General features: G+C 52.6%; 9 protein-coding genes, 2 tRNA genes and 3 rRNA genes. 6 read left to right on the forward strand and 8 right to left on the reverse strand.

Features of this window, described 5'->3' with window-relative positions; translation table 11 throughout:
* From AC8GE9_RS00005 to rrf, 5 genes are all read left to right on the forward strand, one after another.
* A 16S ribosomal RNA gene (locus AC8GE9_RS00005) occupies nt 1-1,527 on the forward strand.
* A gap of 126 nt (nt 1,528-1,653) precedes the next feature.
* A tRNA-Ile gene (locus AC8GE9_RS00010) sits at nt 1,654-1,730 on the forward strand.
* Nucleotides 1,731-1,738: 8 nt separating this feature from the next.
* Nucleotides 1,739-1,814, forward strand: a tRNA-Ala gene (locus tag AC8GE9_RS00015).
* A gap of 398 nt (nt 1,815-2,212) precedes the next feature.
* Nucleotides 2,213-5,091, forward strand: a 23S ribosomal RNA gene (locus tag AC8GE9_RS00020).
* Nucleotides 5,092-5,360: 269 nt separating this feature from the next.
* Nucleotides 5,361-5,473, forward strand: a 5S ribosomal RNA gene (rrf, locus tag AC8GE9_RS00025).
* Together the 16S, 23S and 5S rRNA genes with 2 tRNA genes alongside form the textbook arrangement of a ribosomal RNA operon.
* Before the next feature lie 74 nt (nt 5,474-5,547).
* Here rrf and AC8GE9_RS00030 read toward each other — a convergent pair.
* From AC8GE9_RS00030 to AC8GE9_RS00060, 7 genes are read right to left on the reverse strand one after another with little or no spacing between them, the layout of a single operon-like run.
* Nucleotides 5,548-6,213: a Maf family protein gene (locus AC8GE9_RS00030; RefSeq protein WP_506675086.1), complete on the reverse strand. Its 666-nt coding sequence runs from the start codon at nt 6,211-6,213 to the stop codon at nt 5,548-5,550.
* Between the two features lie 5 nt (nt 6,214-6,218).
* Nucleotides 6,219-6,689 (reverse strand): 23S rRNA (pseudouridine(1915)-N(3))-methyltransferase RlmH, encoded by a 471-nt coding sequence (rlmH, locus tag AC8GE9_RS00035; protein ID WP_506675087.1) that lies wholly within the window; start codon nt 6,687-6,689, stop codon nt 6,219-6,221.
* 42 nt (nt 6,690-6,731) lie between these two features.
* Nucleotides 6,732-7,202, reverse strand: a complete 471-nt coding sequence (gene rsfS / locus AC8GE9_RS00040) for a ribosome silencing factor (protein ID WP_506675088.1) — start codon at nt 7,200-7,202, stop codon at nt 6,732-6,734.
* 10 nt (nt 7,203-7,212) lie between these two features.
* Nucleotides 7,213-7,809 (reverse strand): nicotinate (nicotinamide) nucleotide adenylyltransferase, encoded by a 597-nt coding sequence (gene nadD / locus AC8GE9_RS00045; RefSeq protein WP_506675089.1) that lies wholly within the window; start codon nt 7,807-7,809, stop codon nt 7,213-7,215.
* Nucleotides 7,809-8,750, reverse strand: a complete 942-nt coding sequence (gene hemF, locus AC8GE9_RS00050) for an oxygen-dependent coproporphyrinogen oxidase (RefSeq protein WP_506675090.1) — start codon at nt 8,748-8,750, stop codon at nt 7,809-7,811. Before hemF ends, nadD begins: the two co-directional genes overlap by 1 nt.
* 3 nt (nt 8,751-8,753) lie before the next feature.
* A complete protein-coding gene (purD, locus tag AC8GE9_RS00055) occupies nt 8,754-10,034 on the reverse strand; it encodes a phosphoribosylamine--glycine ligase (protein ID WP_506675091.1) in 1,281 nt (426 codons plus the stop codon).
* Between the two features lie 6 nt (nt 10,035-10,040).
* Nucleotides 10,041-10,772, reverse strand: coding sequence for a YebC/PmpR family DNA-binding transcriptional regulator (locus AC8GE9_RS00060; RefSeq protein ID WP_506675092.1), 732 nt, complete (start codon nt 10,770-10,772; stop codon nt 10,041-10,043).
* Nucleotides 10,773-10,886: 114 nt separating this feature from the next.
* Here AC8GE9_RS00060 and AC8GE9_RS00065 point away from each other — a divergent pair, with 114 nt between their 5' ends.
* Complete coding sequence (locus AC8GE9_RS00065) at nt 10,887-11,873, forward strand: quinone oxidoreductase family protein (RefSeq protein WP_506675093.1); 987 nt, start codon at nt 10,887-10,889, stop codon at nt 11,871-11,873.
* A 16-nt stretch (nt 11,874-11,889) separates the two neighbouring features.
* Here AC8GE9_RS00065 and AC8GE9_RS00070 read toward each other — a convergent pair whose 3' ends face one another.
* Nucleotides 11,890-12,906 (reverse strand): class 1 fructose-bisphosphatase, encoded by a 1,017-nt coding sequence (locus tag AC8GE9_RS00070; protein ID WP_506675094.1) that lies wholly within the window; start codon nt 12,904-12,906, stop codon nt 11,890-11,892.
* Nucleotides 12,907-12,916: the final 10 nt, after the last annotated feature.

Genomic DNA, 12,916 nt, shown 5'->3' on the forward strand with positions numbered 1-12,916 from the left:
CGGAGAGTTTGATCCTGGCTCAGATTGAACGCTAGCGGGATGCCTTACACATGCAAGTCGAACGGCAGCGCGGACTTCGGTCTGGCGGCGAGTGGCGAACGGGTGAGTAATGTATCGGAACGTGCCTAGTAGCGGGGGATAACTACTCGAAAGAGTGGCTAATACCGCATACGCCCTACGGGGGAAAGGGGGGGATCGCAAGACCTCTCACTATTAGAGCGGCCGATATCGGATTAGCTAGTTGGTGAGGTAAAGGCTCACCAAGGCGACGATCCGTAGCTGGTTTGAGAGGACGACCAGCCACACTGGGACTGAGACACGGCCCAGACTCCTACGGGAGGCAGCAGTGGGGAATTTTGGACAATGGGGGAAACCCTGATCCAGCCATTCCGCGTGTGCGATGAAGGCCTTCGGGTTGTAAAGCACTTTTGGCAGGAAAGAAATCGCACCAATTAATACTTGGTGTGGATGACGGTACCTGCAGAATAAGCACCGGCTAACTACGTGCCAGCAGCCGCGGTAATACGTAGGGTGCAAGCGTTAATCGGAATTACTGGGCGTAAAGCGTGCGCAGGCGGTTCGGAAAGAGAGGTGTGAAATCCCAGGGCTCAACCTTGGAACTGCACTTTTAACTACCGAGCTAGAGTATGTCAGAGGGGGGTGGAATTCCGCGTGTAGCAGTGAAATGCGTAGATATGCGGAGGAACACCGATGGCGAAGGCAGCCCCCTGGGATAATACTGACGCTCATGCACGAAAGCGTGGGGAGCAAACAGGATTAGATACCCTGGTAGTCCACGCCCTAAACGATGTCAACTAGCTGTTGGGGCCTTCGGGCCTTAGTAGCGCAGCTAACGCGTGAAGTTGACCGCCTGGGGAGTACGGTCGCAAGATTAAAACTCAAAGGAATTGACGGGGACCCGCACAAGCGGTGGATGATGTGGATTAATTCGATGCAACGCGAAAAACCTTACCTACCCTTGACATGTCTGGAATCCCGAAGAGATTTGGGAGTGCTCGCAAGAGAACCGGAACACAGGTGCTGCATGGCTGTCGTCAGCTCGTGTCGTGAGATGTTGGGTTAAGTCCCGCAACGAGCGCAACCCTTGTCATTAGTTGCTACGAAAGGGCACTCTAATGAGACTGCCGGTGACAAACCGGAGGAAGGTGGGGATGACGTCAAGTCCTCATGGCCCTTATGGGTAGGGCTTCACACGTCATACAATGGTCGGGACAGAGGGTCGCCAACCCGCGAGGGGGAGCCAATCCCAGAAACCCGATCGTAGTCCGGATTGTAGTCTGCAACTCGACTACATGAAGTCGGAATCGCTAGTAATCGCGGATCAGAATGTCGCGGTGAATACGTTCCCGGGTCTTGTACACACCGCCCGTCACACCATGGGAGTGGGTTTCACCAGAAGTAGTTAGCCTAACCGCAAGGGGGGCGATTACCACGGTGGGGTTCATGACTGGGGTGAAGTCGTAACAAGGTAGCCGTATCGGAAGGTGCGGCTGGATCACCTCCTTTCAGAGCAGCGTACACGAAGCGAAAGCGTCCACACTTATCGGTTGTTTATTTAGGAAACAAGGTAGAAGTATTGTGCGGGTTGCCAGAGATGGTGGTGCGCGCGAGAGGGTTTTATGCCAGTCGGCCGGGTCTGTAGCTCAGCTGGTTAGAGCACCGTCTTGATAAGGCGGGGGTCGATGGTTCGAGTCCATCCAGACCCACCAGGGTTTATGGGGGATTAGCTCAGCTGGGAGAGCACCTGCTTTGCAAGCAGGGGGTCGTCGGTTCGATCCCGTCATCCTCCACCATTTGACTGGTGATCAAAATAAGCGGTTGGTAGTGTTTAACTCTTAGCGTTCTGAGTCTATCGAATCAATCGAGACTGAGAGTTCTAAGAGTTAGGCATTTATTTTAAGCATTTTGTTTAATGCATGTGTCTGATGCAATACCTTGTTCTTTAACAATCTGGAAGAAGCACAACGAAAGTTTTTGGTTGTCTTGGCGCAAGCATATTGATACGAGAGTGTTGGTGTGGTTGTGGCGAGGAGCTAATAAATGGGTTGTGATTGCATTATTAATTTGTTCAATTCTCAAGCAGTATGGCGTGTTGACACTACGGTGTTTACACTGCGATACGGCGCCAAAGAGTAAAGAAGAGCGACACAAACGCTAGACCAAGCGAGACTTATAGCCTGTATGGTTATAGGATCAAGCGACTAAGTGCACATGGTGGATGCCTTGGCGATCACAGGCGAAGAAGGGCGTGGTAGCCTGCGAAAAGCTACGGGGAGCTGGCAAACAAGCATTGATCCGTAGATGTCCGAATGGGGAAACCCACCGCGCAAGCGGTATCCCAGACTGAATACATAGGTCTGAGGAGGCGAACCGGGCGAACTGAAACATCTCAGTAGCTCGAGGAAAAGAAATCAACCGAGATTCCGAAAGTAGTGGCGAGCGAAATCGGAAGAGCCTGTACGTTTTAGCAGTTGGGATAGTTGAAGGGGATGGAAAGCCCCGCCGTAGCAGGTGATAGCCCTGTAGACGAAATTCTGATTGTGGAACTAAGCGTACGATAAGTAGGGCGGGACACGTGTAATCCTGTCTGAAGATGGGGGGACCATCCTCCAAGGCTAAATACTCGTGATCGACCGATAGTGAACAAGTACCGTGAGGGAAAGGCGAAAAGAACCCCGGAAGGGGAGTGAAATAGATCCTGAAACCGTGTGCATACAAACAGTAGGAGCCTCGAGAGGGGTGACTGCGTACCTTTTGTATAATGGGTCAGCGACTTACATTCAGTGGCAAGCTTAACCGAATAGGGAAGGCGTAGCGAAAGCGAGTCCGAATAGGGCGTCTAGTCGCTGGGTGTAGACCCGAAACCAGGTGATCTATCCATGGCCAGGTTGAAGGCACGGTAACACGTGCTGGAGGACCGAACCCACTAATGTTGAAAAATTAGGGGATGAGCTGTGGATAGGGGTGAAAGGCTAAACAAACCTGGAAATAGCTGGTTCTCTCCGAAAACTATTTAGGTAGTGCCTCTCGTATTACTGCCGGGGGTAGAGCACTGTTATAGCTAGGGGGTCATGGCGACTTACCAAACTATGGCAAACTCCGAATACCGGCAAGTACAGCGAGGGAGACAGAGCACCGGGTGCTAACGTCCGGACTCAAGAGGGAAACAACCCAGACCGCCAGCTAAGGTCCCAAACTATCGCTAAGTGGGAAACGAAGTGGGAAGGCATAGACAGTCAGGAGGTTGGCTTAGAAGCAGCCATCCTTTAAAGAAAGCGTAATAGCTCACTGATCGAGTCGTCCTGCGCGGAAGATGTAACGGGGCTAAGCGATAGACCGAAGCTGCGGGTTTGTCATTTATGACAAGCGGTAGGAGAGCGTTCCGTAAGCCTGCGAAGGTAGCTTGTAAAGGCTGCTGGAGGTATCGGAAGTGCGAATGCTGACATGAGTAGCGATAAAGGGGGTGAAAAGCCCCCTCGCCGTAAGTCCAAGGTTTCCTGCGCAACGTTCATCGGCGCAGGGTGAGTCGGCCCCTAAGGTGAGGCAGAGATGCGTAGCTGATGGGAAGCAGGTTAATATTCCTGCACCATTGTATGATGCGATGGGGGGACGGATTGCGAAAGGTTATCAGGGTGTTGGATGTCCCTGTTGCTGCATTGGAGAAGGCGCTTAGGTAAATCCGGGCGCGGGATTCAAGGGTGTGGCACGAGCGAACTTGTTCGCGAAGTAACTGGAAGTGGTTCCAAGAAAAGCCTCTAAGCTTCAGTCATACAAGACCGTACCGCAAACCGACACAGGTGGACGGGATGAATATTCCAAGGCGCTTGAGAGAACTCAGGAGAAGGAACTCGGCAAATTGATACCGTAACTTCGGGAGAAGGTATGCCTCGGTAGTGTGAAGAGCTCGCGCTCGGAGCATGATGAGGCCGCAGAGAATCGGTGGCTGCGACTGTTTATTAAAAACACAGCACTCTGCTAAGACGAAAGTCGACGTATAGGGTGTGACGCCTGCCCGGTGCCGGAAGGTTAATTGATGGGGTGCAAGCTCTTGATCGAAGCCCCGGTAAACGGCGGCCGTAACTATAACGGTCCTAAGGTAGCGAAATTCCTTGTCGGGTAAGTTCCGACCTGCACGAATGGCGTAACGATGGCCACACTGTCTCCTCCTGAGACTCAGCGAAGTTGAAGTGTTTGTGATGATGCAATCTACCCGCGGCTAGACGGAAAGACCCCATGAACCTTTACTGTAGCTTTGCATTGGACTGTGAACCGGCCTGTGTAGGATAGGTGGGAGACGTTGAAGCGTGGTCGCTAGATCGCGTGGAGTCAACCTTGAAATACCACCCTGGTTTGTTTGCGGTTCTAACCTTGGCCCGTTATCCGGGTCGGGGACAGTGCATGGTGGGCAGTTTGACTGGGGCGGTCTCCTCCCAAAGTGTAACGGAGGAGTTCGAAGGTACGCTAGGTACGGTCGGAAATCGTGCTGATAGTGCAATGGCATAAGCGTGCTTGACTGTGAGACTGACAAGTCGAACAGGTGCGAAAGCAGGACATAGTGATCCGGTGGTTCTGTATGGAAGGGCCATCGCTCAACGGATAAAAGGTACTCTGGGGATAACAGGCTGATACCGCCCAAGAGTTCATATCGACGGCGGTGTTTGGCACCTCGATGTCGGCTCATCTCATCCTGGGGCTGTAGCCGGTCCCAAGGGTATGGCTGTTCGCCATTTAAAGAGGTACGTGAGCTGGGTTTAAAACGTCGTGAGACAGTTTGGTCCCTATCTGCCGTGGGCGTTGGATACTTGACGGAGCCTGCTCCTAGTACGAGAGGACCGGAGTGGACGTACCTCTGGTGTACCGGTTGTCATGCCAATGGCATTGCCGGGTAGCTATGTACGGAAGAGATAACCGCTGAAGGCATCTAAGCGGGAAACTCGTCTGAAGATTAGGTATCCCGGGGCCTAGAGCCCCCTGAAGGGTCGTTCAAGACCAGGACGTTGATAGGTCAGGTGTGGAAGCGCAGTAATGCGTTAAGCTAACTGATACTAATTGCCCGTGCGGCTTGATCCTATAACCCTACAGGTTATTCTGTTTGTTATAGCGTTTAAGTGTCGTTCAAATAAATTAAGTCATTAAGGCGTAGTTGATCTGTGGTGTTGTCAACACCACGCGAGGGTCGCTACACAAGTAACAATCCCAACGTAGTTTAAAAGTTCGAACGCAAGTCGTTCACACACACCAGATTCGTCGTTGCGCTTCTTCCCAGATTGGAATGCCTTGGTGGCGCGTGCCTGACAGAAGTGTCTCGCGCGGTGACCCAGTGCATTCAACAAGCTACGCTTGACGACCATAGCGAGGTGGTCCCACGCCTTCCCATCCCGAACAGGACCGTGAAACACCTTAGCGCCGATGATAGTGGACGTACGTCTGTGAAAGTAGGTCATCGTCAAGCTCTTACCCTCAAAACCCCTCAGGCCTTGCCTTGAGGGGTTTTGTCTTTGGGCGATAGACATTTTGGGCGTCTTTCTATGATTTGTTTATTTCTTGGATCAGCGCACTTGTTTCGTAGAGTGGTAATCCCATCACACCTGAATAGCTGCCTTCTATTCGCAGTATGAATTTCGCCGCATAACCTTGAATTCCATAAGCGCCAGCTTTTCCAAAAGGCTCTTTTGTTGCGATGTACTCATTGATCACGTCATCTGTGAGTACACCGAAGCTGACTTTGGTGATCGAGAGTGCTGTTGAGCGTTCCCAATGGATTGCTTCAGCAGACATTGATGAAGGTTCATCTGGCATTGTGTGTGATGTCGCTCGGGATAAGACGAGGGCAGTCAATACGGTATGTGTCTGACCTGAAAGTAGACGTAGTATTTGTGCGGCCTCTTGATCATCATTTGGCTTTCCAAGTACAAGTGTATCTAGCGCAACTGTGGTGTCCGCTGTCAAGATCGAAACAGAGTCTTCTGCACTAAAAATAGTTCGGTTATTTTGAACGAGCCACTGTTGGGCGCGTATTGCTTTATCTAATGCAGTCCGCTGCACGTACGCCAATGGACTTTCTGTCGCCAGTTTCGGTTCATCTTCGCCAGACGGAGAAGGCACGTGGAGCACTTCGTGTTTGATACCGATTTGGTTTAAAAGCGCATGCCGCCGTGGACTTGCTGAGGCTAGATATAGCGTTGACTTCATAGAAATCAGACTCGATGGTAGGGATGATTATTTAGAATCGACCAGGCACGATAGAGTTGTTCGATTAAGACGACACGTACCATGGGGTGGGGCATGGTCATGGATGACAACCTGAGCAAACCGTCGCATGAGGCCTTGAGTTCAGCATCTAAGCCGTCAGGTCCGCCAATAATGATGGTGATATGTTGATGGCTTTGATGCCAGGCTTGCATTTTTGTTGCGAAGGCTTTTGTCGTCAGATCTTTGCCATGCTCATCGAGCGCAACACGTAAAGTATGCTCTGGAATAGCGGCCTCAATACGCTTGCTTTCTGCAGACATCATTTGCTGAGGCGTTTTTCCGCTAGTTCTGGACTCGGGCTTAATTTCTTTGAGCGTAATGGCCCAGTCTGCGGGCATGCGTTTAGCGTATTCATCCCACCCCGCATCCACCCATTCTGGCATACGGTGTCCCACGGCGAGAATAAGTATTTTCATGTTTAGATGGCGTGCAACTTTGCTACAGGCCTTTTATGGAGCTTAGCGGTTAGAGCGTGTTGGTCGAGACGAGGCCCGGCTTGCGGCACGACGTCCAGTTGGTTCGTCTGTTGTGATCATGGGGTCAAAGGCGACATCGCTTGCTGCGACGGCCGGGCGTGTGGATTCGGGTGCCAGTTTCATTCTGACAGGTTTTTCGCCCCATACCTCTTCGAGATTGTAGTAGGCGCGAATTGCAGGTTGCATAATGTGAACGATGATGTCGCCCACATCCACGAGTACCCATTCGCCTGTTTCTTCGCCTTCGGTCGCAATGACTTCACCGCCGCTGGCTTTGACTTTTTCCGCCACGCTTGAAGCCAAGGCACGTGTTTGTCGATTGGATGTCGCCGAAGCAATGATGACGCGATCAAAAAGACTCGTCATATGTGTTGTGCTAAACACACGAATATCTTGCGCTTTGACATCCTCGAGGGCGTCGACAACGGTACGTTGTAGTTTAGTGATGTCCATAAATATCCTATTAGGCTTTGAGCGGACGGTAGAGTCCGTGCTCGTGAATGTATTGCTCAACAACCTCAGGAAGGAGGTCCTGTGCGGACTGCTTGAGTGCAATCCGCTGACGGATTGCTGTGGCTGAAACATCCAGTGGTGGAAAGGGAATATCTAAAAGCTTGCGTTGATGTGTGCTGAGCCATTGCTGCAGCGCATCTGGCGTCACGAGCGTTGACCCAGGTCGTTGTGCCACAGCGAGATGCACGCGCTCAATAATGTCCTTCCATCGGTGCCAAGTACAAAAATTTGTTAATTGGTCAGCACCCAAGATCCAGAAATATTCATGTGCAGGGTCAAGTGCTTGTAATGTTTCAATTGTATAGGTTGGGCCAATTCTGTGTATTTCAATAGGGTTGACTTCAAAGGCATTGATATCGCGTGTGGCGAGCTTGAGCATCTCGAGCCGCTGCTCAGGACCTGCACCAAGAGGAGCTCTTTGCCAGGGTTGGCCTGCGGGGATGAGTTGTACTTGGTCCAGCTTGAGCGCGGCGAGGGCTGCGTGCGCCAACGACAGGTGCGCATTGTGAACGGGGTCGAAGCTTCCGCCAAGAAGTCCGATGCGCATTAGACCCACTGCCTTGGTTTGAGAAAGTCAGCGAGTCGCGCTTCGGGTGTTCCAGGCTGAGGTTGCCAGTTATAACGCCAGGCTGCCATTGGGGGCATTGATAGCAAAATCGATTCGGTTCGACCACCAGATTGCAACCCAAAGAGCGTGCCTCGGTCAAAAACGAGATTGAACTCTACGTAGCGACCTCTGCGATATGCTTGGAAATCTCTTTCGCGTTCACCATACTCAAGGCCGCGACGTTTTTCCACGATCGGCATATAGGCCGATAAAAATGCATCCCCAACAGAGCGAAGCAGGGCGAAAGATGCATCGAAGCCTTTAGCGCTAAGATCATCAAAAAAAATACCACCCACGCCGCGTGTTTCATTACGGTGTTTCAAATAGAAATACTCATCACACCATTTTTTATATTCAGTATAGGCAGTGTCGCTGTGTGGAGCGAGTGCATCACGATTCACGCGATGGAAATGTTCAGCATCCTCCTCAAAGGGATAATAGGGCGTCAAGTCCATGCCGCCACCAAACCAAAAGATATCTTGTTGATTCGAGTCCTCTGCCGCCTTTGCTACAAACATACGCACGTTCATGTGCGATGTTGGAATGTAGGGGTTGCGTGGATGTAACACCATCGAAACACCCATCGCTTCCCATGGTCGGCCCGCGACTTCGGGGCGATGGAGTGTGGCAGAAGGTGGCAAGGTCATCCCTTTGACATGGCTAAACAACACGCCGGCACGCTCAAACAGCGAACCGCCTTCGATGAGACGGGAGATGCCCCCGCCTCCTTCGGCACGCGTCCATTCATCGCGTTGAAACGATTCGTCGCCCGCTTTTTCAAGGGCGGTCACGATGGATTGCTGCAGTCCAAGAAGATAGTGGCGAACGGCTGGCAAATCTACGATTGAGTCGATGTTTGGCTCCAATGCATGATGACGCATGTGTCAGGGCTCCAGAGCTCGCCAGCCAATATCGTTTCTGTATTGCGCCCCATTGAACTGGATTTGATGGACGACGTCGTAGGCTCTTTTTTGTGTGGCGCGTACCGTATCATCAAGCGCGGTGACACACAGCACACGACCTCCGCTTGTCTGGAGAATTTTATTGTTGAGTGTCGTGCCCGCATGAAACACCATGCAATCTGAGGCTTCGGGAGGAATACCTGTGATCGTATCGCCGAGACGAGGTGTGCCAGGGTAGTTGTCACTTGCCATCACAACACCAAGAGCCGTTCTTGGGTCCCAGTCGATTGTTGCCTGATCGAGCGTGCCATTGACGGCATGCTCAAAAACTGACAAGAGATCGCTGCGGATACGCATCATGATGGGTTGGGTTTCCGGGTCACCCATTCTGCAGTTGAATTCAAGTACTTTAATTGGGCAGCTCGCTGCATTGCCCTCGCCGATCATCAAGCCCGCATATAAAAAACCCGTAAAAGGAATGCCGTCTGCGTCCATGCCTGCGATTGTCGGTTGGATGACCTCTTTCATGACGCGATCAAAAATGACGGGGGTAACAACCGGAGCGGGGGAGTAGGCACCCATGCCGCCCGTGTTGGGTCCCTGGTCGGCATCTTTGAGGCGTTTGTGATCCTGGCTGGTTGCGAGTGGGAAAATATTTTTACCATCACACAAAACGATAAAGCTGGCTTCTTCGCCGAGCAGGCACTCCTCAATCACAACGCGTGCACCGGCGGCACCGAGAGAGCCGTCACCCAGCATTGCGTCGACCGCTGCGTGTGCTTCGTCCAAGGTTGTCGCGACTACTACCCCTTTGCCCGCGGCTAAACCATCGGCTTTGATGACGATAGGTGCGCCCTGCGCGTCTATATAAGCATGGGCGGCAGCAGGGTCAGTAAAGGTTTGGTAGGCGGCGGTTGGAATGCGGTGACGCACCATGAAGGCCTTGGCAAAATCTTTGGAGCTTTCGAGCTGCGCAGCGGCGCGCGTGGGCCCAAAAATTTTGAGCCCTTGAGCACGAAATGTATCAACGACGCCTTGTGCCAAAGGTGCTTCGGGCCCCACCACCGTCATAGCGATATCTTGCGCACGCACAAAGTCAGCTAACGCCAGAGGGTCGGACAAGGCGACATTGGAGGCGCCTTTCATCAGCGCGGTACCGCCGTTACCGGGGGCAACATATACGTGCTCGACACGCTTGGATTGCAATAAACGCCAGGCCAATGCGTGCTCACGGCCACCTGAGCCAATAACAAGTAGTTTCATGCGAATTTAATCCTGCTCATCCATCACGGCGTTGGTATAGACCTCTTGGACGTCATCGAGTGACTCCAGCGCATCGAGTAGTTTTTGCATTTTGATGGTGTCATCACCCGTGAGCTCGACTTCGTTGTTGGGTTTCATTACGATATCAGCCATCTCTGGCACCAGGCCTTTAGCTTGAAAGGCATCACGAACCGCAGCAAAGGCTGTCGTGGCACAGGTGACTTCGATCACGCCTTCTTCGTCGGTGACGACATCGTCTGCGCCGGCATCAAGTGCGGCCTCCATCACAACGTCTTCTGAAGTGCCTGGCGCAAAGACAAACTGTCCACAGTGCGTGAACATAAAGGCGACCGAACCCTCCTGACCGAGGTTGCCTCCATTTTTGGAAAGAGCATGACGCACGTCGGCGACTGTTCTGGTGCGGTTATCCGTCATGCAGTCGACCACGACCGCTGCACCGCCCACGCCATAACCTTCGTAACGAATCTCGTCGTAGTTGGCGCCATCGGCTCCACCGGCACCGCGCGTGATGGCGCGCTGAATGTTGTCTTTGGGCATGTTGGCCGCGGTGGCCTTGTCCCAAGCCAGGCGCAACCTGGGGTTGGCATCAGGGTCGGCACCACCCGCACGGGCGGCGACGGTGACTTCACGAATAATTTTGGTCCAAAGTTTTCCGCGTTTGGCATCCTGGCGACCTTTACGGTGCTGGATATTGGCCCATTTGCTGTGTCCGGCCATAGTTTTCCTGCAATTTATCGAGGTAAAACCGCATTTTACCTTGCGCACGATATAAACTCATGCGTTGTGAAATCTTCAATTTTTTGCATTTCCCTATTTTTGCCTGGAGCATGTATGAGCAATCTAGTTAAAGCCATTCGTATTGAAAAAAACGGCGGACCTGAGGTCTTGCAACTTGTTCAGGTAGAGGTGCCAGCTCCGGCTGATAACGAAATCACGATTCAGCAGCATGCCGCTGGCTTGAACTTTATCGACATCTATTTCCGTGACGGTCTTTACAAGAGTCCGCTCCCTCACGGTCTGGGTTTCGAGGGCGCAGGTATTGTGACTGCGGTCGGCAAGGCCGTGACGCGCTTCAAAGAAGGTGACCGAGTCGCCTATGGTCAGAGCCCGATTGGCGCCTATGCACAAGCACGCAACGTGCCCGCCGCTCAGGTTGTCATGTTGCCAGAAGGCATTAGCTTCGAAGAAGCCGCCGCGATGATGCTCAAAGGCCTAACTGTTCAATATCTGTTGCGCCAGACATACCGTATTAAAGAAGGCGAAACTATTTTGTTTCACGCCGCTGCAGGTGGTGTCGGCCTAATCGCTTGCCAGTGGGCTAAGGCTCTTGGCGTAAATGTCATTGGTACCGCATCCAGCCCTGAAAAAGCGGCCCTTGCCAAAGCCCATGGCGCTTGGGAAGTCATTGACTATTCAAAGGAAAATGTTGCTGAGCGCGTGCTTGAGTTGACCGGTGGTAAGAAAGTGCCCGTGGTGTATGACGGCGTGGGCAAGGACACCTGGATGACTTCGCTGGACTGCTTGCAGCCACGTGGTTTGATGGTCAGCTACGGCAACGCTTCAGGTCCTGTCGAAGGCGTGGCGTTGGGGGTTTTGGCTGCTAAGGGCTCGTTGTATGTGACGCGTCCAACCCTGGCCATTCACGTCAACACACCAGAAAAAATGCAAGCCGCAGCGGATGAGCTGTTTGAAATGGTGTTGGCCAAGAAGATTAAAATCCGTATCGACCAGCGTTACCCGCTGGAGCAGGCAGGCGAGGCTCAAACAGCCTTGGCTGCCCGTAAAACAACAGGCGCGACGATCTTTACCCTGAAATAAGCTCGGGTTTTGGTTGTTACTTGTTGGCCTCGTGATGGTAACGCGTCACGAGTTCAACCTCATTTTTTGAGCCTAGCACCACGCCAACGCGTTGGTGCAGGCTAGTAGGCTGAATGTCGAGAATGCGCTGGTTGCCGTCCGTTGAGGCGCCTCCAGCTTGTTCGACCAACATACTCATTGGGTTGGCTTCGTACATCAAGCGCAATTTGCCTGGTTTGCCGGGTTCGCGCGCGTCCCAAGGGTACATAAAGATACCGCCGCGGGTAATCAGGCGATGCACATCGGCCACCATCGCTGCGATCCAGCGCATATTAAAGTCTTTGCCGCGGATGCCTGCTTTACCGGCCAGGCACTCATCAATGTAGCGTCGCACTGGCGGTGCCCAGTGGCGCATGTTGGACATATTGATCGAAAACTCTTTGGTGTCGGCCGGAATCGTCATGTTTTCGTGGGTCAGAATCCACGAGCCCATTTCACGGTCAAGGGTAAAGCCAACAACGCCCTGTCCAATGGTCAGTACCAGCATCGTCTGTGGGCCATAGATGGCATAGCCGGCTACGATCTGAGTGCTACCTGGCTGGAGAAAGTCCTCCTCGGTGACTTCGCGACCGGAGGCATTCGCGGGTGCGCGCAGCACTGAGAAAATGGTGCCGATCGACACGTTCACATCGATGTTTGAGGAGCCATCCAAAGGATCAAAGAGCAAGAGAAACTCGCCTTTGGGGTAGCGATTAGGAATCAGATGGATGGTTTCCATTTCCTCAGAGGCCATTGCCGCGAGGTGTCCACCCCATTCATTAGCCTCGAGCAGAACCTCATTGGAGATGACATCGAGCTTTTTTTGAACTTCACCCTGGACATTTTCACTCTCTAGACTACCCAGCACACCGCCTAGGGCACCTTTGCTGACCGCATGGCTGATGGTTTTACAGGCTCTTGAGACGATTTCAATCAACAAGCGGACTTCTGAGCTCAGGGCGTGCGCAGCACGCTGTTGCTCAACGAGGTACTGCGTGAGTGTTTTGCGTTTCATAATGAGATGT

The organism is Zwartia lucis (genome assembly GCF_965234455.1).
GTDB lineage: Bacteria > Pseudomonadota > Gammaproteobacteria > Burkholderiales > Burkholderiaceae_B > Zwartia > Zwartia lucis.

Excerpts from the sequence above, each read along its gene's own strand:
- AC8GE9_RS00030 (WP_506675086.1), bottom strand. The coding sequence starts at position 6,213 with ATGAAGTCAACGCTATATCTAGCCTCAGCAAGTCCACGGCGGCATGCG.
- rlmH (WP_506675087.1), bottom strand. The coding sequence starts at position 6,689 with ATGAAAATACTTATTCTCGCCGTGGGACACCGTATGCCAGAATGGGTG.
- rsfS (WP_506675088.1), bottom strand. The coding sequence starts at position 7,202 with ATGGACATCACTAAACTACAACGTACCGTTGTCGACGCCCTCGAGGAT.
- nadD (WP_506675089.1), bottom strand. The coding sequence starts at position 7,809 with ATGCGCATCGGACTTCTTGGCGGAAGCTTCGACCCCGTTCACAATGCG.
- hemF (WP_506675090.1), bottom strand. The coding sequence starts at position 8,750 with ATGCGTCATCATGCATTGGAGCCAAACATCGACTCAATCGTAGATTTG.
- purD (WP_506675091.1), bottom strand. The coding sequence starts at position 10,034 with ATGAAACTACTTGTTATTGGCTCAGGTGGCCGTGAGCACGCATTGGCC.
- AC8GE9_RS00060 (WP_506675092.1), bottom strand. The coding sequence starts at position 10,772 with ATGGCCGGACACAGCAAATGGGCCAATATCCAGCACCGTAAAGGTCGC.
- AC8GE9_RS00065 (WP_506675093.1), top strand. The coding sequence starts at position 10,887 with ATGAGCAATCTAGTTAAAGCCATTCGTATTGAAAAAAACGGCGGACCT.
- AC8GE9_RS00070 (WP_506675094.1), bottom strand. The coding sequence starts at position 12,906 with ATGAAACGCAAAACACTCACGCAGTACCTCGTTGAGCAACAGCGTGCT.